The sequence below is a fragment of the Mycobacterium sp. 852002-40037_SCH5390672 genome, from assembly GCF_001665875.1.
In the GTDB taxonomy this organism is placed as follows: domain Bacteria; phylum Actinomycetota; class Actinomycetes; order Mycobacteriales; family Mycobacteriaceae; genus Mycobacterium.
On record NZ_LZTA01000018.1, the window covers coordinates 1 to 26887 of the forward strand.

Below are 26887 nucleotides of genomic sequence, written 5' to 3' on the forward strand. Positions count from 1 at the left end.
CGCCACCGCAGATCGCGATGTCGGCCTCGCCGAACACGATGTTGCGCCAGGCCTGCGCGATGCCCTCCGAACCCGACGCGCACGCCGACACCGACGTCATCACCCCGGCCTTGGCGTGGCGCTCCAGCCCCACCGCCGCCGACGCGGCGTTGGGCATGTACTTCGACACCGCCAGTGGCGAGACCCCCTGGATCCCACGAGCGCGCAAATCGTCATAACTGAACACGATCTGCTCCGCGGACCCCAGGCCGGTACCGACGGACACCATCAGCCGGTTGCTGTCGACCTCGGGAGACCCGGCGTTCTCCCAAACCCGCCGTCCCAACACGGTCGACATCCGCTGCAGGTAACCCATCCGGTGACGTTCGGCACGGGTCAGTCCGTCGTCGAAGTCCTCCAGTAGATGCCCGCCGATGCGCACCGGCAGATCGAACTCCTCGACGAACGAGTCTTCGAGCTTGCGGATACCGCTTTGGCTATCCAGCAACAACTTCCAGGTGGTATCGGCATCGGTTGCCAACGCGGTTGTCATGGCGACGCCAGTGACAACCACGTTGGGCAGCGATTTGCCGGTAACCAGCTCCGTCATGACTCGCGAAACCTTTCACTTGATAAGAGCTGATGGCGCGTGACGTCGAGCCCCACATCCCACCAAATCATGAACACAATCCTCCATTGTCCCCAACGTCGAGAAGTCACGGCAACGAGACACGGCGAAAGCGCGGATTTCCGCTGGACAGAGCCGCTAATGGCGGCAAATTCTTCGTTTTACGGCTGCTTTTCGCTTGACGGATCTTGCATTGCCGTATCCGACCAAGGCTATTGTCAGCACCGATCACTCGGCGCTATCCGGCGCGCACCGCCTGCGCTCGCGCCATCAGCGCGCGCCCGCCGGGCAGGGCGCCCACCACGGTGCGGGCCAACCGGTCGCGGCCGCGGATGCCGTCGGTCCTGACCCGTCCGGCGCGCAGGTGGCGCCAGCCCAGGCCCGCCCATGACGCCGCGACGACGGCGTCGGTCACCCCGCCGCGAGCGCGGCGCCGGTCGAGCGCGGCCAGGCCGAGAGCGGTCGCCGAATGCACGGTGTCCACCCAGACTCCGGCTGCCAGCACCTCTGGGCCGGGGTCAACTCCCGACAGCAGCGCCTGGGCCAGATGGCGTGCGCCCAGGATCCGGGTGACGACGAGCGCCTTGCGATCGACTTGCACCCCGTGGATGTGCTCGAGTACCTCGGCGGGGGCGGCCAGCAGCACGGCGCCCCACCCCGCCCGGATCAGCTCGATCGCACGAACCTTCATCCGACACCCCCTAATTGACGTGCAAACGGCCCCACCCGTTCGATGAACCGATCGAAGAACGCCGCAGCGTCCACATCAATCCCGATGAGCGCGTTAGGCTCTCGACGATCCGACCAATCGGTCACCGTCATGGCGCGGGTCAGGGTTCCGGTCAGTTCGATGTCCACCGTCGCCGGACGCGTCGTGACGAGCTCGGGATCCAGCGCGACCGCGGCGGCCAACGGGTCGTGCATGTGTGCCTGATACCCGTGACCGAGTTCGTGATAGGCCTCCAGGTAGAACCGCGTCGCGTCCTCGATCACCCGAATCAGCGGGTTGGATGCCCTCGACCGGGTTCCGGGTTCATCGTGTTCGCTGAGCCGCGTCGTCGTCGACTCCGCGGCGGCGGCCAGCCGGGCAAGGTGATCCGGCGTCATCGCGACCTTGCGGGTCAAGTCCAGGCCGCACAGGATCGGAAGCCGCTGTCGGCCTATGGTTTCGGAAGACCAGGCCGCCAGCACCTCGGCCGCAGCCTCGGGATCCACGCTGATGTTCCACTCCGCCACCGCGGTGGTGTTACCCCGGTGGTCGTAGGAACCGCCCATGATCACCAGCCGCTGCAGCAGCGTCGGCAACTCGGGCTCGGCGCGCAGCGCCAGCGCCAGGTTGGTCAACGGGGCGGTCGCCACGCCGATGAGCTCACCGGGAAAGGCCCGCGCCGCGCGCACCCAGGCGCCGGCCGAGTCATAGCCGGTGAGCAGGTGGCCGCTCGGAGGAAGGTCGGCATAGCCCAATCCCCTGGGGCCGTGGACTTTTGACGGCAGCCGCATCGGGCCGGTCAGGGTCTGCGGTGACCCCTTGGACACCGGTATGCCGTTGAGTTTGCACAGCTCCAACAGGCCCAGGTTGTTTTCGCAAACCTGTTCCACCCCAACGTTTCCCCCGGTCGAGGCGATGCCGACCACTTCGGCGTCCGGGCTGGCGAAGAGGTACATCAGCGCCAGCGCATCATCCACGCCGGTATCGACGTCAACGAAAACAGGGGAGTTCATTGTGTCAAGATACTCAATCCGGGGATTAGGCTGACACGATGCCAACGACGTCGGAGCCCCCCGAGGGGACTGATTTAACGCCGCATTTCGACGATGTGCAGGCCCACTACGACCTGTCGGACGACTTCTTCCGGCTATTTCTCGATCCGACCCAGACGTACAGCTGCGCGTACTTCGAGCGCGAGGATATGACGCTGGAAGAGGCCCAGATCGCCAAGATCGACCTCGCGCTCGGCAAACTTGGGCTGCAACCGGGCATGACGTTGCTCGACGTCGGCTGCGGTTGGGGTGCCACCATGATGCGCGCCCAGGAAAAGTACGACGTCAACGTCGTCGGCCTCACCCTGAGCCGCAACCAGGCCGATCACGTCGAGCAGCTGATCGCCCAGTCCGGGAGCTCTCGGTCGGCACGGGTCCTGCTGGAGGGCTGGGAGAAGTTCGACGAGCCGGTCGACCGGATCGTCAGCATCGGCGCCTTCGAGCACTTCGGGCACGAGCGTTACGACGCGTTCTTCACCTTGGCGCATGACCTGCTGCCCGACGACGGGATCATGCTGCTGCACACCATCACCGGGTTGCACCCGACGGAGATGGTGGAACGCGGCATGCCGATGTCGTTCACGTTCGCCCGATTCGTCAAATTCATTGTCACCGAGATCTTCCCGGGCGGGCGGCTCCCGTCGATACCGATGGTGCAAGAGCGCGCCACCGCGAACGGCTTCACCGTGAGCCGCGTGCAGTCGCTGCAGCCGCACTACGCGAAGACGCTCGACATCTGGTCTGCCGCGCTGCAGGCCCACAGGGACGAGGCCATCGCGGTGCAGTCCGAGGAAGTTTACGAGCGGTACATGAAATATCTGACCGGTTGCGCCGAGATGTTCCGCATCGGCTACGTCGACGTCAACCAGTTCACGCTGCAGAAATGACTACCAGTGCACTCCGGGCACCAGGCGCACCAGCCGCTTGACTCCCCGGGGTGTCCGGATGCCGCCGGTGACGGCGCGCACGGGCCGGTTGGGTTTGCGGCGCGCGGTCCGTGGCGTGGGCGCCGGCGCCGGTTCGGCGGGTAGCCCGCGCGCCGCGGGCGAGTCGGGATAGCCGAGGTAGAGCTGGTGCAGGACTCGTCGCGACGTCCGCGGTGCGAAGTAGTTGCCGGCTTCGGCGAGCGTGCCCAGCGGGGTGTCGATGCGGGCGGGCTTTTCCACCAGTCCGCGCACCACCATCGCCGCCGCGCGTTCCGGGCTGATGGCCGGCACCGGGTTGAGCCGGTGCGACGGCACGATCATGGGCGTGCGTACCAGCGGCATGTGGATGTTGGTGAAGGTGATGTGGTCGGACAGCACCTCCGAACCCACCACGTCGGAGAACGCGTCCAGCGCCGCCTTGGTCGGCAGGTAGGAGCTGTACTTGGGGTTGCGTGCCTGCACGCCGGCGCTCGACACGTTGACGACGTGTCCGAATCGGCGCTCGCGCCAATGCGGTAGCAGCGCCAGTACCATCCGCACCGCGCCGAAGTAGTTGACCGCCATCACCCGTTCGTAATCGTGCAGTCGGTCGGTGGAGTTGACCACCGAGCGGCGGATGGACCGGCCGGCGTTGTTCACCAGGTAGTCGACGTGGTCGAAACGTCCCAGGATGTCTTTGACGGTGTGTTCCACCGACGCGGAATCGGTGACGTCGCAGGTAAAGGCATGGGCGGCACCACCATTGGCGCGGATATCGGCGACCAGCTGGTCCAGCGCCGCGCCGTTGCGCGCGAGCGCGAACACTGTTGCCCCCCGCTCGGCGATCGCGATGGCCGCCGCCCGGCCGATGCCACTGGACGCGCCGGTGATGATGACGTGCCGGCCCTGCAACGGTCCTTGCGGATCGTCGCGGCGCGCGCGATCCGGATCGAGGTGCTCCGCCCAGTACCGCCACAGCTTGGGGGCGTAGCTGGAGAACTCCGGGACGCCGATACCGGTGCCCTGCAGGGCATTTCGCGTTTTGTCACTGACAAAGGTGGGGGCCAGGTCGACGAGGTCGAACACCTCGGCGGGGAGGCCGAGCTGGGTGGCCGCCATGTTGCGTATCACCCTGGCGCGCCCGCGCACCTTGAGCACCGGGGCGGCCACCGAGCGCGGTAGTGACCCGCGCAGCGGCGGCAGCCCGGCCGCCTTGGCCACCCCGCGGTAGATACCGCGCAGGCCGATGGTTTTCTCGGCGGTCAGGTGGAACGTCTGTCCGTCCCGTCCGTCGGCGTGCATGAGCGCGACCAGCGCGTCGACGACGTAATCGACGGGCACGATGTTGGTGCGGCCGGTATCGGGCAGCAGGATGGGGGTCAGCGACGGCAGCACCGCCAACTTGGCCAGCACGCCGAAGAAGTAGTACGGCCCGTCCACCTTGTCCATCTCGCCGGTGCGTGAATCGCCCACCACCACCGCCGGGCGGTAGATGCGATGACGCAGTCCGGGCGCCGAGCGCACCAGCAGCTCGGCCTCGAACTTGGTCTGGTGATAGGGCGTCGGCCGCTGCTGGCCGACGTCGAAATCGTCCTCGGTGTATTCGCCGGCGAAATCGCCCGCCACGGCGATCGACGACACGTGGTGCAACGTCGCGTTCAGCCGCTGCGCCAGTCCGATCACGGCGCGGGTGCCCTCGACGTTGCTGGCCCGCTGCTCGGGTTCACCGGCGGTGATGTCGTAGATCGCCGCACAATGCACCACGTGAGCGATCTCGCCCAGCTCGGCGAGGGCCTCGTCGCTCACCTGCAGCTCCGGTAGCGCGCCGACCAGCGGTTTTACCCGCTCACCCCACTGCGCCGCGAGCCGCTCGAAGCGGCCCAGCGACTGCCGTCGCACCAGCACCCACACCTGCGCATCGGGCCGGGATTCCACAAGACGAGACACGACGCGGCGACCAATAAACCCGGTACCGCCGGTAACGACATACCGCATGAAGACATGGTGGCGGTGGCAGCCGCGCACGTCAACTGCCGATCTTGCGATCGCCACTGGTCCGATGGTGGCGACCCGCTGCGCCCGGCTATGCCGCGCTTGCGATCGCCACTGGTCCGATGGTGGCGACCCGCTGCGCCCGGCTATGCCGCGCTTGCGATCGCCACTGGTCCGATGGTGGCGACCCGCTGCGCCCGGCTATGCCGCGCTTGCGATCGCCACTAGTTGTGGAAGTCGCGGATCCCGTCCCAGTCGACCAGCGTCCAGCCGGTCATCGGGTTACCGCTGATCACCACGCGGCCCGTGTTGGGGATCGGGTGGCTGTTCATCAGGCTGTCCTTGGCGTTCTGGGCGTTCAGCAGCGTCCACACCATGATCGCGTTCATGTGCGAGAACACCACCGGGTTGTGGTGGCCGCTGTTGTAGATCTTGTTGACGGCCGCGGTGAATTGATCGTTGAACTCTTTGCCGCTGATCGAGCCCGGGATGCTGTCGGACACGTCGCCGTTGATCCAGTTCACCGGCGCCAGCATGTACGTCGAGGACGCCATCGACTCGGGTTTGCCGTTGTACCAGCCGGCGTTGATCTCCTGGATGCCGGGCAGAACCTCCACCTGCTTGCCGAGTTCGGCGGCCAGCGGGGCTGCGGTTTGCTGCGCCCTGGTCATGGTGGAGGCGTAGACGCTGTCGTAGTCCTTGCGGCCGAGTTGGTGCGCGACCTGTTCGGCCTGCGCCTTGCCCTCCGGGGTCAGGCCCGGACCCGGCACCTCGGTGTCGATGGTGCCGCTGGCGTTGGCCTCCGACTGGGCGTGCCGGATGAACGTCACCGTAATGGAGCGCGCCTGCGGTGAACCGCCCCCGCAGCCGGCCACGATCATCGTGGCGGTGAGCGCGGCGACTGCTACTGCGGCCTTGCGGATCATGCTGCGCTTGGGCATGTCGATAGCCTGCCCTGCCGACGGCTCCGGTGGGAAGGGTTTGCGAGGGTTTGTTACCGTGCGGCCTCGGGGAGATCGGCGGAGCGGGTGATGATCGCGCTTGCGCTCAAAGCGCTGTTGATCGATACCTCCGCCAGCAGACCGGGCGCGGCGACCATGTCGCCCACCAGATAGCGATCATCGCCCCGGTGGATCGACGGCCGGTCCCGCCAACTCTGACCGGGAAGATCCAGTGCACCGGTGCGGAAGTTGGCCGATTGATCGCGCCGCCACGTGACACGATCCCGCCACCGCGGGAGGGCGAGGTCGAACAGCCGCTCGAGCCGGTCCAGGCCGGCGGCCTTGGATTCGCCGGAGAGCAACGGGATCTCACCCTGGATCAGCGAATGGCCAGGCGGGGCCAGAGATTCGTCTTGGCTGGTGAAGCGCTCGACGAACCCGCCCTGATCGAGGTCGAACACCGCGAAGGCGTCACGGCGATGTCGCTCTATCCCGACATCGAGCAGCGCGGCCCGACCGCTTTCCCAGCGCAGCGAGTCATCACCCAACAGGGCGCGCGCGGCCTCCAGCGCGGTCGCGACGACGACCGGTCCCGTCTCGGGCAGTGCGGTGATCCGGGAATCGGTGTGGATCTCGACCCCCAGCGACCGGGCGTAGTGCTCCATGCGGGAGATCACCGCGGCCCAACCACCGCGCGGATACCGGGTGACCGGCGGATAGCGCGGCGTCGTCACCCGCAGGAACCGCTCGAACACGAAGCGAGCCGACAACCGACCCGGATCGGCCTCGTAGATCGCCGGACCCACCACCCCCGCGGCGGCATCGCATGCGGCCGTGCCGAACTGCTCCGTCGCCCAATCGCGAAAACTACGGTCGACCGGGGCCCGGCGGCGGCGGCCGAAGCATGCCATCGCCGTAAAGCCGGCCGGCGGAACGCGCCGCAGCCGCCCGGCATGGCGGAATCGCACCCGCGCCAACTGCCCCACACCCAGCCGCTCCGCCGGAGCGACCAGTTTGCGCGCGGCCAACCACCGCCAGGGCACGCCTTCGTAGAACGCGTGCGTGCCGTCGTTGGCGACGTAGGGCGGCGCTGTCGAGCGGGCCCGGCCGCCAAGCGTCGAATGCGCTTCATGCAGAGCGACATTCGCGCCACGCTCGGCACAGGCGATGGCCGCGGTCAGACCGGCGAGCCCGCCGCCGATGACCGTCACGCTTCTCGTCGGAACCATCGATCACCTCTGTGCGGACCGCGGGGCAAGCTACTACGGACAGTAGTACCGCACCCTCGGGATGGGAAGGGCCGAAGCGTTCGTCATTTCGTCGGATGCCAGAGTGGACCGAGGATCCCTACTCAACATCAGGAGACTTTCATGGCGATTGATCCGAGTGCCGTCGGCGCGGTCACCGAACCCATGCAGTTCGAATGGACCGACCGGGACACGCTGCTCTACGCACTCGGTGTCGGCGCCGGGATCGACGACCTGCCCTTCACCACCGAGAACAGCCACGACATCGACCAGCAGGTGCTGCCCACCTACGCGGTGATCTGCTGCCCGGCCTTCGGCGCGGCCGGCCTGGTCGGAAAGTTCAACTGGGCCATGCTGTTACACGGATCGCAGAGCATCCGGCTGCATGCACCATTGCCGCCCGCGGGAAAGCTCTCGGTGGTTTCCGAGGTCGCCGACATCCAGGACAAGGGCGAGGGCAAGAATGCGATCCTGGTGCTGCGCGGCCGGGGCACCGAGCCGGAATCCGGGCAGCTGATCGCCGAGACGCTCACCACCCTGGTCATCCGGGGCGAGGGCGGCTTCGGGGGAATGCCGGGTCAGCGGCCGGTCGCACCGGAATTTCCGGACCGCGAGCCCGACGCCCGGATCGCGCTGCCCACCCGCGAAGACCAGGCGCTGATCTACCGGCTCTCCGGTGACCGCAACCCGCTGCACAGCGACCCGTGGTTCGCGCGCGAGCTGGCCGGCTTCCCCAAGCCGATCCTGCACGGCCTGTGCACCTACGGGGTGTCGGGGCGCGCGCTGGTGTCCGAGCTCGGACAGGGCGTGGCGGCCAACATCACCTCGATCGCCTCGCGGTTCACTTCGCCGGTGTTTCCCGGCGAGACGCTGACCACGCTGATCTGGCGCACCGGGCCGGGCAAGGCGGTGTTCCGCACCGAGGCGTCCGGACCTGATGGGGCCGACACCCGGGTGGTGCTCGACGACGGTGCGGTGGAATACGCCCAGCCCTGATGGCAGCGGCCCGCTGCGCCCGGCTTTGCCGCGCTTGCGACCGCCGCTAGCGCGCCAGCTGATCCGCCAGCCGGTCGGTGAATTCGGCCGCCCGCGCGGGGCTGTCCAGCGCGAAGAGGGCGGCGGTGGCGCGGTCGCCGTCGTCGTTGTGCCGCACCAGGATCGGCAGACCATCGGTGCGCACCGCGTCGAAGGCGTCCTCATCGGTGATGTCGTCGCCGAGGTAGACCGGCGTCAGCGAACCCGACCCGGCCTCGTGCAGGTGATCGATCACCCAGCGCAGCGTTTTGCCCTTGTCCCAGTCCAGGTCTGGGCGCAGCTCGATGACCTCGCGGCCGGTGGTGACCCGAAGCCCATCGCGGCGACCTGCGGCCCGCACCACCGCCAGCGCTTCGCCGACCCGGTCGCGCTCGGCATTGCGGTAGTGCACGGCGACCCCGAATCGCTTGTGCTCCACCACGACACCGGGAATCGCGTCGAGCCGGCCGCGCAGCTGACCGGCCGCCTGCTCGAGCACCGGGATGGCGGCAGCCGCCGCCTCGTTCTGATGGTGGGTGCCGTCGGGGGCGGTCAGTTCGAAGCCGTGGCTGCCCGCATACCAGATGCCCGGTACTCCAACGCGTTTCGTCACATCGGCCAGGTCGCGGCCGGACAGCACCGCGACCGGGCACCGCGCGGCCAGCTTTTTCAGCGCCTCGGTGACCCCGGCGACGGGCCGCGCCGAGTCCGGATCGTCCACGATGTCCGAGAGCGTGCCGTCGAAGTCGAAGAATACGGCCGGTCGCCGGGCGGCCAGCCCGTCGGCCAAGGCCTGCAACGCATCGGGCAGGCGCGACATCCGGCGGTCCCCGGTCCGCACGGTGACGTCGCGTAGGTCGGCGACCACCGCGTCGGCTCCGGCGTCCCGCATCGCGTCGTCATGCCCGGCCGGGTCGACGCCGATCACCAACGCGAACCCGCCGGCGCGCGCGGCCTCGACGCCCCCTGCATCCCCGGCTACCACGACGCAGCGGCCGGGGCGCACCTGCAGACGGTTGGCCACCCGCACCGGGTCATCCGCCGACATGACCACGGTGCCGACCCCCGCCTCGCGCAGTTGTGCGGCCAGCGTGGAGCCGGGCGCGCTTTCGGCGTCGAAGAGCACCGCGTCATGGCGGCGCGGGTCGATGATGACCGGCCCCAACTTGCCCATGACCAACCTTCTCACGCTGGCCGGTGCCCTACAGAGCCGGTCAGTGGCGCGCGTGCCCCGGCGCCGACGGGTGCGTCGGCGGTACGGGGCGCAGGACCGGACGCGCGGAACGCCTGCGGGTGAACAGCAGCACGGAATCGTCGCCGAGGGCCACCAGTCGCGCCATGCCCAGCTCGATCCCGGCAGCCAGCTGCTTGACGTCGAACGCGTCGCCGTGTTCGGCGGTGATCCCGAAGACCAGCTCATCGCCATAGCTCAACACCGCGACGCCGGTGTGCAGCGCGGTGGCGGTCGGGGGAATCGGCAGCAGCCGTTCCAATGTCTGGCCCATCACCCGAAGCCGGCGGCGTGGCCCGGGTACGTTGGTGGCCAGCGTCACGATGGCGCGCTGCGGCAGGCGGGCGAACAGTTGTAAGACGTTGCTGCGCAACACCGTCGGCAGGAGGCCGATCGCCGACTCCACGATGCCCAGCGGCTGGGCGGTCGGCTTGGCCTTCCACCTGGTGTGCACCGTCTGCAACCGCCGCACCGGGTCGTCGTGTTCGACGGGCAGGTGCGAGAGCACGGCCGAGCGGACCGGCATCGGCACCAGGGTGCGCAGCGAGTCGGCCCGCGGTTCCTCGCCGCGGCCGATCATCGCCGTGCGGAATCCCTCGGTGATGGCGGCCAGCGCGACGTCGTTGGCGCTGACACCGAATTTGCGGCAGACGCTGTCGACGTCGGCGATCGGGACTCGCACGGTGCTGTAGCGCCGCAACGTGGTCATCGCATCGGTGCGCACGGCCGGCCACAGCGCGCCGATCAGGGCGCCGGTGAGGCTTCCGGCGGCCGACGAAGCGCGCCACAGCGCATCCACCCAGCCCGATGTGCCCGCAGCGATCGGCGAAACCTGTTTGCCCGCAGCGCTGTTGGCAAACGTATCGGAGTCGGCGTCGTCGCAGAGCCTGCTGATCAGCCGGGCGGCCGGGTTGCCGTCGAGCAGGCCGTGATGGGTTTTCATCAAGATCGCCCACCGGTTGCCCCGCAGGCCCTCGATGACCCAGCACTCCCACGGTGGCCGGTCCAGATCGAGGGGCCGTTCCAGGGCATAGGCGATGGCCCGGGACAGCTCGGCCTCGTCGCCGGGCCGAGGAATGGCCACCCGGCGCACGTGGTGGGACAGGTCGAAGTCCGGGCAGTCGACCCACTCCTGGTTGCGCGAATGCGCCCGCAGCAGCTGCGTGCATCGTGCGATCGGCTGGATACGTTCTGCCAGAAGGCTTTTGAGTCGTTCGTAGTCGGGCGCGGTGCCGTCGACGATGGCGACCGTCCCGATCGCCAGGCTCGCGTGCTGATCCGGGTCGTGGGCTTGAAGGAATGCCGTATCCAGTGTCTGCGCCATGCTCGCCCCCGGCCGTGTCCGCTTTTTGAACTTGTACCAGTATCTGCGGAGCTGGTGAGCCGCGGTAGTGCCGCAGCGTTAAGACCTTGTTTAGGAGTTGAAGATCGGTTTAACGGCGGTTGTACTGAGCCCTGGTTAAAATCGAACACCAGTTCGATATACTCGCATCCATGGACTGGTTTAACGGGCCGCCGAGTTGGGCGGAAATGGAGCGGGTGCTCGACAGCAAGCCGCGCCATGCCGGGGAGTCGGCGGGCCCGGAGCAGGAGGGCCCCCTGTCGCGCAGGCGCGCGACGTATCAGCCGCCGGATGACGGCCGACCCTGTCGCTCGTCCGTGGCTTATGCCGAACTGCATGCGCATTCGGCGTTCAGCTTCCTGGACGGGGCGAGCACTCCCGAGGAGCTGGTCGAGGAGGCGGCCCGGTTGGACCTGCGCGCCCTGGCGCTCACCGATCACGACGGCTTGTACGGGGCGGTGCGGTTCGCCGAAGCGGCGGCCGAGCTCGACATGCGCACCGTGTTCGGCGCCGAACTGTCCCTTGGCCCGGGTGCACGCACCGAGCAGCCGGATCCGCCCGGTCCGCACTTATTGGTGCTGGCCCGCGGGGCCGAGGGTTACCGGCGGTTGTCGCGGCAGCTGGCCGCGGCGCATCTGGCCGGCGGCGAGAAGGGCAATCCCCGTTACGATGTCGACGCGCTGACCGAGGCCGCCGGTGGACACTGGCACATCCTGACGGGCTGCCGCAAAGGGCATGTGCGACAAGCCCTTTCCGAGGGCGGCCTACCGGCGGCCGAGCGGGCGCTGGCCGATCTGGTGGACCGGTTCGGTGCCGAGCGGGTCAGTATCGAGCTGACCCATCACGGTCAACCGCTCGACGACGAGCGCAACGCCATGCTGGCCGGGCTGGCGCCGCGCTTCGGGGTCGGCGTGGTCGCCACCACCGGTGCGCATTTCGCGGGGCCGTCACGGCGCCGGCTGGCCATGGCGATGGGCGCCATCCGGGCGCGGGAGTCCCTGGATTCGGCCGCCGGGTGGCTGGCCCCGCTGGGCGGTTCACACCTGCGCTCCGGTGAGGAGATGGCCCGGCTGTTCGCCCAGCGGCCCGACGTGGTGACCGCGGCCGCCGAGCTGGGCGAGCAGTGCGCGTTCGGGCTGGCGCTCATCGCGCCGCAACTGCCGCCGTTCGACGTGCCCGCCGGGCACACCGAGGACAGCTGGCTGCGGCAGTTGACCCTGGCCGGGGCGCGCGAGCGCTACGGGTCGCCCGATTGCGCGCCGCGCGCGTATTCCCAGATCGAGCACGAACTGAAAGTCATCACCCAGCTGACTTTTCCGGGCTACTTCCTGGTGGTGCACGACATCGCCCGGTTCTGCCGGGACAACAACATCCTGTGCCAGGGCAGGGGATCGGCCGCCAACTCCGCGGTCTGTTATGCCCTCGGTGTCACCGCCGTCGACCCGGTGGCCAACGAGTTGTTGTTCGAGCGCTTCCTGTCGCCGGCCCGCGACGGGCCACCCGACATCGACATGGACATCGAGTCCGATCAGCGCGAAAAGGTCATCCAGTACGTCTATGACAAATACGGCCGCGACTACGCCGCCCAGGTCGCCAACGTCATCACCTACCGGGGAAAGATCGCGGTGCGCGACATGGCCCGCGCCCTGGGCTTCTCGCAGGGGCAGCAGGACGCGTGGAGCAAGCAGATCAACCACTGGAACGGGCTTGCCGACTCACCCGATGTCGAGGGCATCCCCGAACCGGTGGTCGATCTGGCGAACCAGATCCGGAACCTGCCGCGGCACATGGGCATTCATTCCGGCGGCATGGTGATCTGCGACCGCCCGATCGCCGACGTGTGCCCGGTGGAGTGGGCGCGTATGGAGAACCGCAGCGTCCTGCAGTGGGACAAAGATGACTGTGCGGCAATCGGTTTGGTGAAGTTCGACCTGCTCGGGCTGGGGATGCTCTCGGCGCTGCACTATGCCATCGACCTGGTGGCCGAGCACAAGGGGATCGAGGTGGACCTGGCCCGCCTCGACCTCTCCGAGCCCGCGGTCTACGAGATGCTGGCCCGCGCCGATTCCGTCGGTGTGTTCCAGGTGGAGTCGCGCGCGCAGATGGCCACCCTGCCGCGGCTGAAGCCGCGGGTGTTCTACGACCTGGTGGTGGAGGTCGCGCTGATCCGTCCCGGCCCCATCCAGGGCGGGTCGGTGCACCCCTACATCCGGCGGCGCAACGGTGCGGCCCCGGTGATCTACGACCACCCGTCGATGGAACCGGCGCTGCGAAAGACGTTGGGAGTGCCGCTCTTTCAGGAGCAGCTGATGCAGCTCGCGGTCGACTGCGCCGGCTTTAGCGCCGCCGAGGCCGATCAGCTGCGCCGCGCCATGGGGTCCAAGCGCTCGACCGAACGTATGCAACGGCTGCGTGGCCGGTTCTACGAGGGCATGCGCACGCTGCACGGCGCCGGCGACGAGGTGATCGACCGCACCTACGAAAAGCTGGAGGCCTTCGCCAATTTCGGCTTCCCCGAAAGCCATGCGCTGAGCTTCGCGTCGCTGGTGTTCTACTCGTCGTGGTTCAAGCTGCATCACCCGGCGGCGTTCTGCGCGGCGCTGCTGCGCGCCCAGCCGATGGGTTTCTACTCGCCGCAGTCGCTGGTGGCCGATGCGCGCCGGCACGGCGTGACGGTGCACGGCCCGGACGTCAACGCCAGCCTGGCGCACGCCACCCTGCACAATGCCGGAACCGAGGTTCGCCTCGGCCTGGGCGCCGTCCGCCACATCGGCGACGACCTGGCCGAACAACTCGTCGACGAACGAAAAACCAACGGCCCGTTCGCTTCTCTGCTGGACCTGACGACCCGGTTGCAGCTGTCGGTACCGCAGACCGAGGCGCTGGCGACGGCGGGGGCGCTGGGTTGCTTCGGCATGTCCCGGCGCGAGGCGTTGTGGGCGGCCGGCGCGGCGGCCACCCAGCGGCCGGGCCGGTTGCCCGGGGTGGGATCGTCCTCGCACATTCCGGCGCTGCCGGGGATGAGCGAGCTGGAGCTGGCCGCCTCCGACGTATGGGCCACCGGCGTCTCCCCGGACAGCTACCCGACGCAATTCCTGCGGGCCGATCTGGACGCGATGGGGGTGGTGCCCGCCGAGAAGCTGGGCTCGGTGCCCGACGGCGACCGGGTGCTGATCGCGGGCGCGGTCACCCATCGGCAGCGGCCCGGCACCGCACAGGGGGTCACGTTCATCAACCTCGAGGACGAGACCGGGATGGTCAACGTGCTCTGCGCGCCGTGGGTGTGGGCGCGGCACCGCAAACTGGCGAACTCGGCCCCGGCGCTGCTGGTGCGCGGGCAGGTTCAAAACGCCAGCGGCGCGATCACCGTCGTCGCCGAGCGGCTGGGCCGCATCACGCTGGCGGTCGGCTCGCGCTCGCGCGACTTCCGCTAGCCCGTCGGCGTCGTCCACACTTTGGACGGGGTGATCGCCAGCCGGGTGCTATAGGAACCCATCGCCTCGGTCAGGCCGAACTTCGCCGCAACCTCGCTGTACTTCGCCCAGTAGGACCCGTCCTCGCGGCAGTCGACGTCGGTGGCGTCCACCGCGGCGATCCCTCCGAGGACGATGATGCCGCCGCCGTTGCCGTTGGAATCCAAATTCAGGCTCACCTGGGGATGGGCCTGGATGTGGGCGAGCTTGGCGGCCTGCGGCATGGAGTACACGGTCACCTTGGCGCCGTCGAAGTAAAACCAGATCAGCCGCGGAACCGGTTGTCCCGATTTCGCGACGGTGGTCAGCCATCCATAGTGATCGGACCCGAGTCTGCTGGAAACCTCTTGTGTCAGTTCGACGCTCATACGACTGAATGTAGCCCGAAGGTAGTCTCCACACATGACCCTCAACTTGTCCGTCGACGAAGTCCTGACCACCACCCGCTCGGTCCGCAAGCGCCTCGACTTCGACAAGCCGGTGGGCCGCGACGTGCTGATGGAATGCCTCGAGCTGGCGCTGCAGGCGCCCACCGGTTCCAATTCGCAGGGCTGGCAGTGGGTGTTCGTCGAGGACGCGGACAAGAAGAAGGCGATCGCCGACATCTACCTGGCCAATGCCCGCGGTTACCTCAGCGCCCCCGGGGCCGAATACCCCGAAGGGGACACCCGGGGGGAGCGGATGGGCGCGGTCCGCGATTCGGCCACCTACCTCGCCGAGCACATGCACGAGGCGCCGGTGCTGCTTATTCCCTGCATCGAGGGCCGCGCAGACGAGACGCCGTTGGGTGGCGTCTCGTTCTGGGCGTCGCTGTTCCCGGCGGTCTGGAGCTTCTGCCTGGCGCTGCGCTCGCGCGGACTCGGGTCGTGCTGGACGACGCTGCACCTGCTGCGCGACGGCGAGCAGCGAGTGGCCGAGGTACTGGGCATCCCGAACGACAAATACAGCCAGGGCGGGCTGTTCCCGATCGCCTACACCAAGGGCACCGATTTCCGCCCGGCCAAGCGGCTGCCGGCCGACCAGGTCACCCACTGGGACACCTGGTAGGTCACCCGGTCAGGGGCCACACCTCGACGACCCCATGCGCGACCGCACACGGCGTTTGGCTCACCAATTCGATTGCAGCATCGAGATGCTCGGCCTCCAAGACCGCGAACCCGGCGATCGGCAGTCCCGATTGCAGATAGGGCCCCGGTTCGGTCTGTATACCGGCTCCCTCCGGGTTGCGCACCTGAACGGGGCGTCCGGCGCGTCCGATGAGTGCGCCCGCCGCTCGCAACGCGTCGTCCCGCGCGTGCGCAGCCTGCCGGCACTCATCGCTGACGCGGTTGTAGCCGGCCGCGTCCCCGTACCCGATTGTGATGAAGGTAGCCATGTCAATGCTGACTGGCGCGGGGCGCGTTACTCATCGCTACTGGTCGGCTGTCGGGCGCCGGGCGTCGCCCCGGCGTAGCCGTGTTGGCGCCAGGCTTCGTACACGGCGATCGCCGCGGCGTTGGACAGGTTCAGTGAGCGCCGGCCCGCCAGCATCGGGATGCGCACCTGCGCGGTGATGTGCGGGTCGGCCAGCGTCGCGGCGTCCAGCCCGGTGGGCTCGGGACCGAACATCAACACATCGCCGGCCCGGTAGCGCACGTCGGCGAACGAGGTGGGTGCATGCGCCGTGAAGGCGAACACCCGCTGCGGTGACAGCGCCGCCCAGGCGGCCGTCAGCGAGGCATGCACGGTGACCGACGCGAGGTCGTGGTAGTCCAGCCCGGCCCGTCGCAGCTTGGGCTCGGACAGGTCGAACCCCATCGGCTCGACCAGATGCAATTCGCAGCCCGTCGCCGCCGCCGTCCGAATGGCGTTGCCGGTATTGGGCGGGATCCGCGGCGCCAGAAACATCAGCTTGAACACAACGGGGATAATGGTCGCATGGTCGAGCAGAGCATCTGGATGCAGAAGGTCGCTGCCGATCCCGGGCATTCGCATTGGTATATCGAGCGTTTCCGCGCGATGGCGCGCGCCGGTGACGACCTGGCAGGCGAGGCCCGCTTCGTCGATGCCATGTCGCCGCGCGGCGCCCGCATCCTCGACGCCGGCTGCGGGCCCGGCCGGCTGGGCGGGTATCTGGCGACGGTGGGCCACCGGGTGGTGGGTGTGGACGTCGACCCGGCGCTCATCGATGCGGCCGAGCAGGATTACCCCGGTCCGCGCTGGCTGGTCGGCGACCTCGCCGAGCTGGACCTGCCCGCGCGCGGCATCGCCGAACCGTTCGACGTCATCGTGTCCGCCGGAAACGTCATGGCGTTTTTGGCCCCCAGCACCCGGGTCCAGGTGCTGAGCCGCCTGCGCGCCCACGTCGCGGACGACGGCCGGGCGGCGATCGGCTTCGGCGCCGGCCGCGATTACGAGTTCGACGTCTTCCTCAACGACGCGGTCGACGCGGGCTTCGCGCCCGATCTGCTGCTGTCCACCTGGGATATGCGGCCGTTCACCGACGACTCCGACTTCCTCGTCGCACTGCTACGGCCGGCCTAGTTTCAGACCCGCCGGTGTTTGCCAGGGGTGACCGCGGGAGAGCGGCGCCACCTTGGAGGGACCTGTCTGCTCAGTAACGATTCTGGTGGCCTGCGCCGCGGGCTGTCATACTCGTCGGATTGCCACACCTACACGCGCACGCCTATCTGGCGCCGGGCGGGCGAAATAAAGCAGGAAGTTTCATGAGGCTCTCGTTTCTTTCAGCGCTCAGCGTCAGCGCAGCGGCCGGTCGTGCGGCCGCGATGACGTGACCATGTTCAGCCGCCCGACCAACCCGGCCGAGGCGGATGTCGTAGAGCCCGCACCGGCCGGCGCCGCCGACGCCGCGCCGGCCAAACGCCCGCCCACCTGGTCGCTGAGCAACTGGCCGGTCGGCTGGAAAGTGCTGGCGATTGTGCTGGTCCCGCTGATATTGGCGACGGTCTTCGGCGCGTTGCGCATCAACGGCGCCATGGCCAACTCGGCGGGTCTGCGGCTGGCCGCCACCCGCGCCGACCTGGTCCCGGTGATCACCAAGTACATGTCCGCGCTGGACGTCGCCCTGCTGGCGAGCTCCACCGGACGCGACGTCGAGGGTGCCAAAAAGAACTACGAGGCGCGCAAGTACGAATTGCAGTCCAGGCTGGACGACACCGACGTCGGCGACGACGTCCGCTCGGGGTTGAACAATCTGCTCGACGGCGGTCAGATGCTGGTGAACAAGGCGGCCGACGCCGGCCTCGGTTTGCGGGAGCGGGTGACCCTCTACGCGCCGATCCTGCTGACGGCCGAGGACGTCATCAACGCGTCGGTGCGCGTCGACGACGAGAAGATCCGCGCCCAGGCGCAGGGCCTGAGCCGGGCGGTCGGTGCCCGCGGCCAGATGACGATGCAGAAAATCCTGGTCACCCGCGGAGCCGAACTTCCCGAGCCGCAACTGCGGACCTCGATGGCCACCCTGGCGGGCACCGAACCGTCGACGCTGTTCGGCATGAGTGAAGTGCTCGGCGCCGGATCACCCGAGGCGAAGACGCTGCAACAGCAGATGGTGAGCCGGATGGCGATCATGTCCGATCCGTCCAGCGTGCTCGTCGACAACGCCGACCTGCTGCGTTCGATCCAGATCACCGACGACATCGCCGACCAGGTCATCAAGAACGCCACCGCGTCGGTGACCAAGTCGGTGCACGCCCAGGCCGCCGAGCGCCGCTCGGCCGCGATCCTGGACACCGTCCTGGTGCTGGCCGCCATCGTGATCGCGTTGGTGGTCGTGCTGCTGGTGGCGCGCGCCCTGGTTCGGCCGCTGCGCATCCTGCGCGACGGCGCGCTCAAAGTCGCCCACACCGATCTTGTCGAGGAGATCGCCCGGGTGAAAGCCGGTGGGGCCGAACCGATTCCGAGTCCGCTTCCGGTGTACACCACCGAGGAGATCGGCCAGGTCGCCCACGCGGTCGACGAGCTGCACACCCAGGCCCTGCTGCTGGCCGGCGACGAGGCGCGGTTGCGGCTGCTGGTCAATGACATGTTCGAGACCATGTCGCGGCGCAGCCGCTCGTTGGTGGACCAACAGCTGGCGCTCATCGACAGGCTGGAGCGCAACGAGGAGAACCCCGACCGCCTCGAGAGCCTGTTCCGGCTCGACCACCTGGCGGCGCGGCTGCGCCGCAACAGCGCCAACCTGCTGGTACTGGCGGGCGCGCAGCTCGCCCGCGACCAGCGCGACCCGGTGCCGCTGGCCACGGTGATCAACGCCGCGGTGTCCGAGGTCGAGGACTACCGCCGCGTCGAACTCGCCGGGCTGCCCGAGTGCGCGCTGATCGGAGCGGCCGCGGGCGGCGCCATCCATCTGTTCGCCGAGCTGATCGACAACGCCCTGCGCTACTCGCCGCCGACGACCTCCGTCCGGGTGTCGGCGTCGCGCGGGGGCGACGGGGGAGTCGTGGTGCGCATCGCCGACTTCGGTCTGGGGATGAACGACGCCGACCGGCGCATCGCCAACATGCGGCTGCAGGCCGGCGGCGACGTCAGCCCCGACAACGCCCGGCACATGGGTCTTTTCGTGGTCGGCCGGATCGCGGCCCGACACGGCATGCGGGTGGGGCTGCGCGGCCCCGCGGCCAATGAATCGGGCTCCGGTACCACGGCCGAGATCTACCTGCCGCCGACGGTGCTCGCCGGCCTGGCCGGCGCCGAGCCGGCCGGGCCCCGGCACATCCGGGCGGTCTCCTCGCCGAGCGCCAAGCTCGCCAGCGCGAACGCCGTGACCAACGACGAAGCCGGGCAGGATGGCTCGCTGGAGCCGGCGGCGCGCACCGCCGCGGACGCATCCGGGCCGTCGGTCACGTTGCTGCCGCGCCGCAACCCGGGCTCCAGCGGTATCACCGAGGTTCCCGGCCCGCCCGCCGAACAGCTGCCCCGCCGCCAGCGCCGCGAGCTGGCGACGCCCTGGTGGGAGAACGCGCCCAAGCCGGCACCCACGCCGCCGACTCCCGAGCCGGCGCCGCGGCCGAAACCGGCACCCGAAGCCGCGCCGGCCCAGCCGGCCCGGGCCGCGTCGGACACTTCGGCCTTCTTCGCCGCCCGGTCCAGGGAGGCCGGCAGCCGCCAGGAGACGACCCCACCGGCCCCGGCCGCGCCGACCGACGATGACGTCATCTACCGGCGGATGCTCTCGGAGATGCTGGGCGATCCGCACGACCTGGTCAACAGCCCCGACCTGGATTGGCAGTCGGTCTGGGACCGTGGCTGGACGCTGGCGGCCGCGGCCGAGGAAAAGCCCGTCGAGGCTCACACCACCGACCACGGCCTGCCGGTGCGCACGCCGGGCGCCCGGCTGGTGCCCGGCGGCGCCAACGGCGCGGGCCTGGCCGAACCGGACGAGCCGGCGGAGCCCGACCAGGGGCGCAGCGGCCGATCCCCGTCGCAGCGGGAGCCGCAGCACGCGGCCGTCACCCGGGACCCCGAGGCGGTTCGCGCCTCGTTCAGTAACCATTTCGGTGGCGTGCGCACCGGACGTTCGCATGCCCGTGACACCACTCAAGGACCCGACCAACAATGACGTCGCCCGACAACTCCCTGGACTGGCTGGTCACCAGGTTCGCCCGCGAGGTCCCCGGCGTCGCGCACGCGCTGCTGGTGTCCGTCGACGGCCTGCCCATCGCCGCCAGCGAGCACCTGCCGCGGGAACGCGCCGACCAGCTGGCCGCCGTGGCCTCCGGGCTGGCCAGCCTGGCCACCGGCGCAGCGCAGCTGTTCGAGGGCGGGCAGGTGCTGCAGTCGGTGGTCGAGATGCAGAACGGCTACCTGTTGTTGATGCGGGTCGGTGATGGGTCGCATTTGGCGACGTTGGCCGTGACGTCGTGCGACATCGGTCAGATCGGCTACGAGATGGCCGTCCTGGTCGAACGCGTGGGCGGCGTGGTGCAGTCGACCCGCCGGTCGTCCGTGCAGCAGCACTCGCCAAGCCTGTGAGCCGCGATGGACACCCCCCAGAACTGGCCGGCGCACCGTAAGGGGAACCTGGTCCGCCCGTACACCCTGACGTCGGGGCGGACCGACACCAATGTCGACCTTCCCCTGGAAGCGCCGATTCAGACGTTGCAGGCCGGCCTGACCCATCGGTGGCCGCCGAACGACGCGAGGGGCAGAATCATCCAGCTGTGCGTCGACAGTCCATCGGTCGCCGAAATCTCTGCCCGGCTGGATCTTCCGCTCGGTGTCGCGCGCGTCCTGGTCGGAGATCTGGTGCTGTCCGGCTACCTTCGGGTGCACAAGACCTTGTCCGAGCGTTCCACCACAGATGAACGCCACGAACTCATAGGGAGGACACTGCGTGGCTTACGCGCACTCTGAGGTGGCCCCCGACGCCGGCGCCCACGCCTCGACGAAGATCGTGATCGCCGGCGGATTCGGGGCCGGCAAGACCACGTTCGTCGGGGCGGTGTCGGAGATCATGCCGCTGCGCACCGAGGCGATGCTCACCGACGCTTCGACCGGCGTCGACGCGCTCGAAGCCACCCCGGACAAGCGCACCACCACCGTCGCAATGGATTTCGGCAGGATCACCCTGGCCGAGGACCTGGTGCTCTACCTGTTCGGCACGCCCGGGCAGCGCCGCTTCTGGTTCATGTGGGACGACCTGGTCCGCGGCGCGATCGGCGCGGTCGTGCTGGTCGACTGCCGCCGTTTGGCGGACAGCTTCGCCGCGGTCGACTTCTTCGAGCACCGCAACCTGCCGTTCCTCGTCGCGGTCAACGAGTTCGACGGCGCCCCGCGCTACCCGGTCGGCGAGGTGCGCGAAGCGCTGACCCTGCCGCCGCACATCCCGGTGATCACTGTCGACGCCAGGGATCGCCGCTCGGCGACCGACGCCCTGATCGCGGTCAGCGAATACGCCCTGGCCAACCTGTCGGCCAATTGACCACGCGGTGGGTCGACCAAGAATTCGAGGGCCACGACTTCACCGACGAAGACCTCAGTCGGCTGCAGACCGAGCGGGTGGTGTTCACCGAATGCAATTTCAGCGGCGCCAACCTCGCCGAATCGCAGCACCGCGGTTCGGCGTTCCGCAACTGCGCATTCCGGCGGACGTCGTTGTGGCACAGCACCTTTTCCCAGTGCAGCCTGCTCGGATCGGTGTTCGTGCAGTGCCGGCTGCGGCCGATCACCTTCGATGAGGTGGATTTCACGCTGGCCGTGCTCGGCGGCATCGACCTTCGCGGCGTGGACCTGAGCGGCTGCCGGCTGCGCGAGGCCAGCCTGGTGGAGGCCGACCTGCGCAAGGCCGTGCTGCGCGGCGCGGACCTACGTGGCGCGCGCACCGCGGGCACCCGGCTGGACGACGCCGATCTGCGTGGCGCAGCCGTGGATCCGACGTTGTGGACGACCGCCACGCTGGCCGGCGCCCGCGTCGACGTCGATCAGGGCGTGGCCTTCGCGCTGGCCCACGGGCTGCGGCTGGACGGCGACAGCTGACCGCTCAGCGGGTGAGCCGGATGCGCCACCGCACCAGCGCCGCGTAGGCGACGGTGAGCACCGCGAGCATGGCCATGTCGAACAGCCAGGCCACCGACGTGTGCTCGAAGTGACTGTCCCGCGGGCTTTGCGGGCCGGGCGACACCGTCCACAGGTCGACCGTCGACGCCTGCGCCGCGTACCCCCACCGCGAGGGCACCAGCCAGGACAACTGGTCGAGAAAGATCCGGTGGGTGACCGGCACCATCCCGCCGGACAGCACCATCTGCATCATCAGCGACACCACCAGCAGCGGCATGATCTGCTCATTGGAACGCGCCAGCGCCGAGAGCAGCAGCCCCAGCATCGCCGCCGCCACGCACGTCGCCGCGACCCCGGCGAACAGCTCGAGGGTGGCGTTACCCAGCAGCACCGGCGGCCGCGTCGGCGGCCCCTTGCCCACCACCACGATTGCCGTGGCGATGGCCGCCTGAATGACCGCGAACGTGCAGAACACCGCGACCTTGGCCAGCAGGTAGGCCGTGCTCGACAGGCCGACCGCCTGTTCTCGCCGGAAGATCGGTCGCTCGCCGATGAGGTCGCGGATGGTCAGCGCGGTACCCATGAACGCGGCGGCCATGGTGAGCAGGGTCAGGATCATCCCGGCTTCACCGGCCGACTCGCTCATCGGATCGGCATAGCCGAAGCCGACGCTGCCGGGCACGGTCAGCGACAGCGCGCCCATCACAAACGGCAGCACCGCCAGGAACAGGAAGTAGGCGTGGTCGGAGACCACCAAGCGGACCTGGCGCCGGGCGATCGTGGAGAACTGGCGGCGTTTACTGGTGTGCGCCGGGGTGCCCAGGTCGGCCGGAGCCTCGGTCCGGGTGGGCGGCGGGGGCCGGTTCTGGGCTTGCCATTGGGCCCTGAAGCGGCGGTTGGCCTCGTCGGGATCGGCGCCCACCTTGGCGAAGATGTGCGCCCAGTTCGTGGTGCCCATGGCCGCGCCGATCTCGGCGGGCGGACCGAGGAACGCCGTCTTGCCGCCCGGCGCCATCAGCAGCACCTGGTCGCAGACCTCGAGGTAGGTCAGCGAGTGGGTGACCACCAGCACGACGCGGCCGGCGTCGGCGAGCTGCCGCAGCATGGTCATGACCTGCAGATCCAGCGCCGGGTCCAGGCCGGAGGTCGGTTCGTCCAGGATCAGCAGCGACGGCCCGGTGAGCAACTCCAGGGCCACCGAGGCGCGTTTGCGCTGACCCCCGGAGAGCTTGTCGACCCGGGTGTTCGCGTGCTCGGTCAGCCCCAGCTCGTCGAGGACCTGGGCCACGACCTGCTCGCGGTCGGCCTTGCTGGTGTCGGGCGGCAGGCGCAGCTCGGCGGCATAGCCGAGCGCCTGGCTGACCGTGAGCTGGCGGTGCACGACGTCGTCCTGGGGGACCATCCCGATCCTGGTGCGCAGCGACGCGTACTCGGTGTGGATGTCGTGCCCCTCGAAGGTGACCGAGCCCGAGGTCGGGGTGGCATACCCGGCGATCAGCCGCGACAGGGTGGTCTTGCCGGCACCCGACCCGCCGATCAAGGCGGTCAGGGTGCCGGGGCGCGCGATCAACGAGATCCGTTCCAGCAGGTTCTTGCCGTCGATGCCGAAGTTGACCTCGTGCACCTCCAGGCCGCCGGCGCGGGTCGCCGCCTCCTGACGGCGAATCAGCATGCCGTCGTGGAACACCAGGTCGACGTTGGCGATGGTCACCACGTCGCCCTCGGACAGGACCGCCGACCCGACCTTGACGCCGTTGACGAAGGTGCCGTTGCTGCTGTTCGCGTCGCGGATCTCGGCGCCCGTCGACGTCGGCGTCAGGAAGGCGTGATGGCGCGAGGCCAGGACGTCGTGGATGACGATGTCGTTGTTGAGCGCACGCCCGATCGAGGCGCCGCGTCCGGCCGGCGACCGCCGACCGGAGTCGGGACCCCCGACGCTGACGAGCGTGGTCGGGAACTCCCCGGCGTCGCCGCTCCGGACGGCCCGGGCGGGTGGGTTCGGTGCGGCGGGGTGCGGCCCGGACTGCGGTACGGCACGGGTCGCGGCGGGCGGTGGGACGGCCGGAACGGCGGACCCGCGCTGGGGATCTCGCCGTCGGAAGGGACGCGACGGCGGCGGGGCGGGCGGCCTCGGCGGATGCCCGAGTGGCCGGTGTGGCGCGGGCGCGGGACGCTTGCCGGTGGGCTGCGCCGGCGCCGACGCGTCGGGCGACGCCGTGATGAGGGGAATCGACTTCGTGGTCGGCGGAAGCAGGCCGACGCTGCCCGTGTGCTGGCCCACTTCGAAGGTGATCCGCGGACCGTCGGGCTTGCCGATGTTGATGGTCTGGCCGTTGTGGATGTCGACGACCGGCACCCGATGGCCGTCCAGGTAGACACCGTTGAGCGAGTTGTTGTCGACCGCGAGCCACCGCCCCTGATCGAAGCGCAGCAGCACGTGCGCGCGGGCGATCAGCGGGTGCGCCACCCGCAGGTCGGCGCGCAGGTCGCTGCCGACGACCACGTCGCGGCCGGGGGCGAAACTACCTTCGGAGCGCTCAGATCGAGCCGTCAGCACGGGCTGCGCAGATCGAGTCATCACATCCAGATTAGAGATCGTTACCTGTGAGCAGGCTCAGCGTTTCAGCCGGATATGCCAGCGGACGAAGACGGTGTAACCGATCGACAGCGCCGCGAGCATGAACATGTCGAACACGAAGATGTGTTTCGAGTGCTGCCAGATCGGGTCGTTCAGCGGGATCTGCTTGACCTTCACCAGCGACGGGAAGTCGATCGAGGACGCGCCCGCGGCGTACCCCCAACGCGCGGGTGTCAGCCATGCCATCTGCTCGAGACCGACCCGCTGGTAGACCGGGATCATTCCGCTGGAGAACACCAGCTGCGACATGATCGACACCACCAGCAGCGGCATGATCTGCTCGTTGGACTGCGCCAGGGCCGACAGCAGCAGGCCGAGCATGGCCGAGGCCACACAGGTGCCCGCGACGGTGACGAACAGCGAGAAGGTGGAGTTGCCGAAGAACTGGGGATGCGCCGTCGGTGCGCCCTTGCCCAGCCGGACGATGATGGTCGCGATCGCCGCCTGGCCGGTCGCGAAGACGCAGAACACCGCGATCTTGGCCAGCAGATACGCAGTGGTCGACAGGCCCACGGCCTGCTCGCGCTTGAAGATGGCGCGCTCGCCGATCAGGTCGCGAATGGTCAGCGCGGTGCCCATGAAGACGGCGCCGATGTTCAACAGCACCATGATGTACTGCGGCTGCGTCGGCGCCGGGCCCATCGGGTCGGCCGGGCCGAGGCCCGGGTGCGGGCCCTTCACCGTCAGCGACAACGCGCCGATGAGGAACGGCAGGACCGCCAGGAAGATCGTGTAACCGCGGTCGGACACGACCAGGCGAACCTGGCGGCGGGCGATCGTGGACAGCTGCCGGAACAGGTCGGTCTGGGGTGGTTCGCCCAGATCCGCCGGACTCTCCGGAGTCGGTGGCTGCGACGACTGCTGATTGCGCTCCTTGAAGCGGCGGTTGGCCTCGTCCGGGTCGGCACCCACCCTGGCGAAGATGTCGGCCCAGTTGCGGGTCCCCATCGCGGCCTCGACCTGGTCGGGCGGTCCGCAGAACGCGGTCTTACCGCCGGGCGCGACCAGCAGGATCTGATCGCACACGTCCAGGTATGACACCGAGTGGGTCACCACCAGCACCACGCGGCCCGCGTCGGCCAGCTGGCGCAGCATCAGCATGACCTGGCGGTCCAGTGCCGGGTCCAGACCCGACGTCGGCTCGTCGAGCAGCAGCAGCGACGGCTGGGTGAGCAGCTCGAGGGCGACCGAGGCACGCTTGCGCTGGCCGCCCGAGAGCTTGTCGACCCGCGTGTCGGCGTGCTGGGTCATGTCGAGTTCCTCGAGCACCTGCGCCACGACGCGGGCCCGCTCCTCTTTGCTGGTGTCGGGTGGCAGGCGCAGTTCGGCGGCGTAGTTCAGCGCCTGGTTGACCGTCAGCTGGCGGTGCACCACGTCGTCCTGCGGGACCATCCCAATCCTGCTGCGCATGGACGCGTACTCGGTGTGGATGTTGTGGCCCTCGAAGGTGACGTTGCCCGAGGTTGGGCTGGTGTAGCCGACGATCAGCCGCGACAGGGTGGTCTTGCCGGCACCCGAACCGCCGATGATGGCGGTCAGTGTCCCGGGGCGCGCGGTGAGCGAGATGTGGTCGAGCAGCTGCTTGCCATGGTCGACGGTGTAGCAGACGGAGTTGACCTCCAGCCCGCCGCTGCGCGTCGCCGCCTCGGTGCGCCGGACCAGGCTGTCACCGGTGAACACGAGGTCGACGTTGCCGATGGTGACCACGTCGCCCTCGGTCAGCACCGCCGAGCCGACCCGGACGCCGTTGACGAAGGTTCCGTTCACGCTGTGCGAGTCGCGGATCTCGGTGCCCAGCGGCGTCTGGATCAAAAACGCGTGGTGGCGTGAGGCCAGGACGTCCTGGATGACGACATCGTTGTCGGTGGCCCGGCCGATGGTTTGCGACCCGGCCGGCTTCTGAATCGCACCGGAGCGCGACGGCATCAACGCCTGGAACATCTTCGTCGCCAGGTTTGCCACCTCGGGCGGCTTGACGGAGGCGGGGGCCATCTGGGTGTGCGGCGTCCCGGAGCCCACGGCGGGCATCTGCGCGATGGGCGGGGCGCTGAGCGGCGGGGGTGGCGCACCGGGCGGGAACGCGGGCGGGCGTCCGCCGCCCCCGTACATGGTGTGTCCCGGTGGGGCTTGGCGCTGCGCGGGCGGGGGCTGCGGCCGGCGCGGCGGCGCCGCCCAGTTGGGCGTGCGGCCGGGTCGCGGCTGTCTCTTATACACATCTGACGCTGCCGACGATCGCATA

23 protein-coding genes are annotated in these 26887 nt (G+C 69.1%); 10 read left to right on the top strand and 13 right to left on the bottom strand.

Annotation, left to right across the window (positions count from 1 at the left end; all coding sequences use genetic code 11):
- The 3 genes from A5782_RS04175 to A5782_RS04185 form a co-directional block, all read right to left on the bottom strand.
- Positions 1-589, bottom strand: a 589-nt coding sequence (locus A5782_RS04175; RefSeq protein WP_304440351.1) for a beta-ketoacyl synthase N-terminal-like domain-containing protein, incomplete at its 3' end; no start/stop codon positions are given.
- Between the two features lie 256 nt (positions 590-845).
- Positions 846-1298: a hypothetical protein gene (locus A5782_RS04180; RefSeq protein WP_067095594.1), complete on the bottom strand. Its 453-nt coding sequence runs from the start codon at positions 1296-1298 to the stop codon at positions 846-848.
- Complete coding sequence (locus tag A5782_RS04185) at positions 1295-2329, bottom strand: nucleoside hydrolase (protein WP_067095597.1); 1035 nt, start codon at positions 2327-2329, stop codon at positions 1295-1297. Before A5782_RS04185 ends, A5782_RS04180 begins: the two co-directional genes overlap by 4 nt.
- A 38-nt stretch (positions 2330-2367) precedes the next feature.
- Between A5782_RS04185 and cmaA1 the strand changes: the two genes are divergently transcribed.
- Positions 2368-3255, top strand: a complete 888-nt coding sequence (cmaA1, locus tag A5782_RS04190) for a cyclopropane mycolic acid synthase CmaA1 (RefSeq protein WP_067095599.1) — start codon at positions 2368-2370, stop codon at positions 3253-3255.
- On the opposite strand, the gene A5782_RS04195 is transcribed toward cmaA1, so the two are convergent.
- From A5782_RS04195 to A5782_RS04205, 3 genes are all read right to left on the bottom strand, one after another.
- The gene (locus A5782_RS04195) at positions 3256-5268 is read right to left on the bottom strand and encodes an SDR family oxidoreductase (RefSeq protein ID WP_067095603.1); all 2013 of its coding nucleotides are present in this window, start codon (positions 5266-5268) and stop codon (positions 3256-3258) included. It abuts the gene before it with no gap.
- Between the two features lie 221 nt (positions 5269-5489).
- The gene (locus tag A5782_RS04200; protein ID WP_067095606.1) at positions 5490-6206 is read right to left on the bottom strand and encodes a histidine phosphatase family protein; all 717 of its coding nucleotides are present in this window, start codon (positions 6204-6206) and stop codon (positions 5490-5492) included.
- A gap of 53 nt (positions 6207-6259) precedes the next feature.
- Positions 6260-7435: an FAD-dependent oxidoreductase gene (locus A5782_RS04205; protein ID WP_067095608.1), complete on the bottom strand. Its 1176-nt coding sequence runs from the start codon at positions 7433-7435 to the stop codon at positions 6260-6262.
- A 141-nt stretch (positions 7436-7576) separates the two neighbouring features.
- Between A5782_RS04205 and A5782_RS04210 the strand changes: the two genes are divergently transcribed.
- Positions 7577-8449 (top strand): MaoC family dehydratase, encoded by an 873-nt coding sequence (locus A5782_RS04210; RefSeq protein WP_067095611.1) that lies wholly within the window; start codon positions 7577-7579, stop codon positions 8447-8449.
- 46 nt (positions 8450-8495) lie between these two features.
- Here the strand turns inward: A5782_RS04210 and otsB are convergent, their stop codons facing one another.
- Entirely contained in the window at positions 8496-9641 is a 1146-nt protein-coding gene (otsB, locus tag A5782_RS04215; protein WP_067095614.1) for a trehalose-phosphatase, read from the bottom strand.
- Positions 9642-9681: 40 nt separating this feature from the next.
- Positions 9682-11022: a wax ester/triacylglycerol synthase domain-containing protein gene (locus A5782_RS04220; RefSeq protein ID WP_067095617.1), complete on the bottom strand. Its 1341-nt coding sequence runs from the start codon at positions 11020-11022 to the stop codon at positions 9682-9684.
- 170 nt (positions 11023-11192) lie between these two features.
- Between A5782_RS04220 and A5782_RS04225 the strand changes: the two genes are divergently transcribed.
- Positions 11193-14474, top strand: coding sequence for an error-prone DNA polymerase (locus A5782_RS04225; protein ID WP_067095620.1), 3282 nt, complete (start codon positions 11193-11195; stop codon positions 14472-14474).
- On the opposite strand, the gene A5782_RS04230 is transcribed toward A5782_RS04225, so the two are convergent.
- Complete coding sequence (locus tag A5782_RS04230; RefSeq protein ID WP_067095624.1) at positions 14471-14881, bottom strand: TIGR03667 family PPOX class F420-dependent oxidoreductase; 411 nt, start codon at positions 14879-14881, stop codon at positions 14471-14473. The two genes, A5782_RS04225 and A5782_RS04230, sit on opposite strands and share 4 nt — an antisense overlap.
- Positions 14882-14915: 34 nt before the next feature.
- On the opposite strand from A5782_RS04230, the gene A5782_RS04235 reads away from it, so the two are divergent.
- The gene (locus A5782_RS04235) at positions 14916-15560 is read left to right on the top strand and encodes a nitroreductase family protein (RefSeq protein ID WP_067095627.1); all 645 of its coding nucleotides are present in this window, start codon (positions 14916-14918) and stop codon (positions 15558-15560) included.
- Between the two features lies 1 nt (position 15561).
- On the opposite strand, the gene A5782_RS04240 is transcribed toward A5782_RS04235, so the two are convergent.
- Together A5782_RS04240 and A5782_RS04245 are read right to left on the bottom strand one after the other, a co-directional pair.
- Positions 15562-15888 carry a YciI family protein gene (locus A5782_RS04240; RefSeq protein WP_067095630.1) on the bottom strand — a complete coding sequence of 109 codons (327 nt, stop codon included), beginning with the start codon at positions 15886-15888 and terminating at the stop codon, positions 15562-15564.
- Between the two features lie 26 nt (positions 15889-15914).
- Positions 15915-16412, bottom strand: a complete 498-nt coding sequence (locus A5782_RS04245; protein ID WP_067095632.1) for a tRNA (cytidine(34)-2'-O)-methyltransferase — start codon at positions 16410-16412, stop codon at positions 15915-15917.
- Positions 16413-16430: 18 nt separating this feature from the next.
- Here A5782_RS04245 and A5782_RS04250 point away from each other — a divergent pair, with 18 nt between their 5' ends.
- From A5782_RS04250 to A5782_RS04275, 6 genes are all read left to right on the top strand, one after another.
- Positions 16431-17036 carry a bifunctional 2-polyprenyl-6-hydroxyphenol methylase/3-demethylubiquinol 3-O-methyltransferase UbiG gene (locus tag A5782_RS04250; RefSeq protein ID WP_067095634.1) on the top strand — a complete coding sequence of 202 codons (606 nt, stop codon included), beginning with the start codon at positions 16431-16433 and terminating at the stop codon, positions 17034-17036.
- A gap of 253 nt (positions 17037-17289) precedes the next feature.
- A complete protein-coding gene (locus A5782_RS04255) occupies positions 17290-20073 on the top strand; it encodes an ATP-binding protein (RefSeq protein WP_067095652.1) in 2784 nt (927 codons plus the stop codon).
- On the top strand, positions 20070-20486 hold the full coding sequence (locus A5782_RS04260; protein WP_067095637.1) for a serine protease inhibitor: 417 nt from the start codon (positions 20070-20072) through the stop codon (positions 20484-20486). Before A5782_RS04255 ends, A5782_RS04260 begins: the two co-directional genes overlap by 4 nt.
- A 6-nt stretch (positions 20487-20492) precedes the next feature.
- Positions 20493-20867: a DUF742 domain-containing protein gene (locus A5782_RS04265; RefSeq protein ID WP_067095640.1), complete on the top strand. Its 375-nt coding sequence runs from the start codon at positions 20493-20495 to the stop codon at positions 20865-20867.
- The gene (locus tag A5782_RS04270) at positions 20848-21435 is read left to right on the top strand and encodes an ATP/GTP-binding protein (protein WP_067095643.1); all 588 of its coding nucleotides are present in this window, start codon (positions 20848-20850) and stop codon (positions 21433-21435) included. The genes A5782_RS04265 and A5782_RS04270 overlap by 20 nt, the downstream gene beginning before the upstream one ends.
- Entirely contained in the window at positions 21432-21989 is a 558-nt protein-coding gene (locus tag A5782_RS04275) for a pentapeptide repeat-containing protein (protein ID WP_067095646.1), read from the top strand. The genes A5782_RS04270 and A5782_RS04275 overlap by 4 nt, the downstream gene beginning before the upstream one ends.
- A gap of 4 nt (positions 21990-21993) precedes the next feature.
- On the opposite strand, the gene A5782_RS04280 is transcribed toward A5782_RS04275, so the two are convergent.
- Together A5782_RS04280 and A5782_RS04285 are read right to left on the bottom strand one after the other, a co-directional pair.
- Positions 21994-24588 carry an ATP-binding cassette domain-containing protein gene (locus tag A5782_RS04280; RefSeq protein ID WP_067095649.1) on the bottom strand — a complete coding sequence of 865 codons (2595 nt, stop codon included), beginning with the start codon at positions 24586-24588 and terminating at the stop codon, positions 21994-21996.
- 36 nt (positions 24589-24624) lie between these two features.
- On the bottom strand, positions 24625-26887 hold a 2263-nt coding region (locus tag A5782_RS04285; protein ID WP_197694096.1), incomplete at its 5' end, for an ATP-binding cassette domain-containing protein.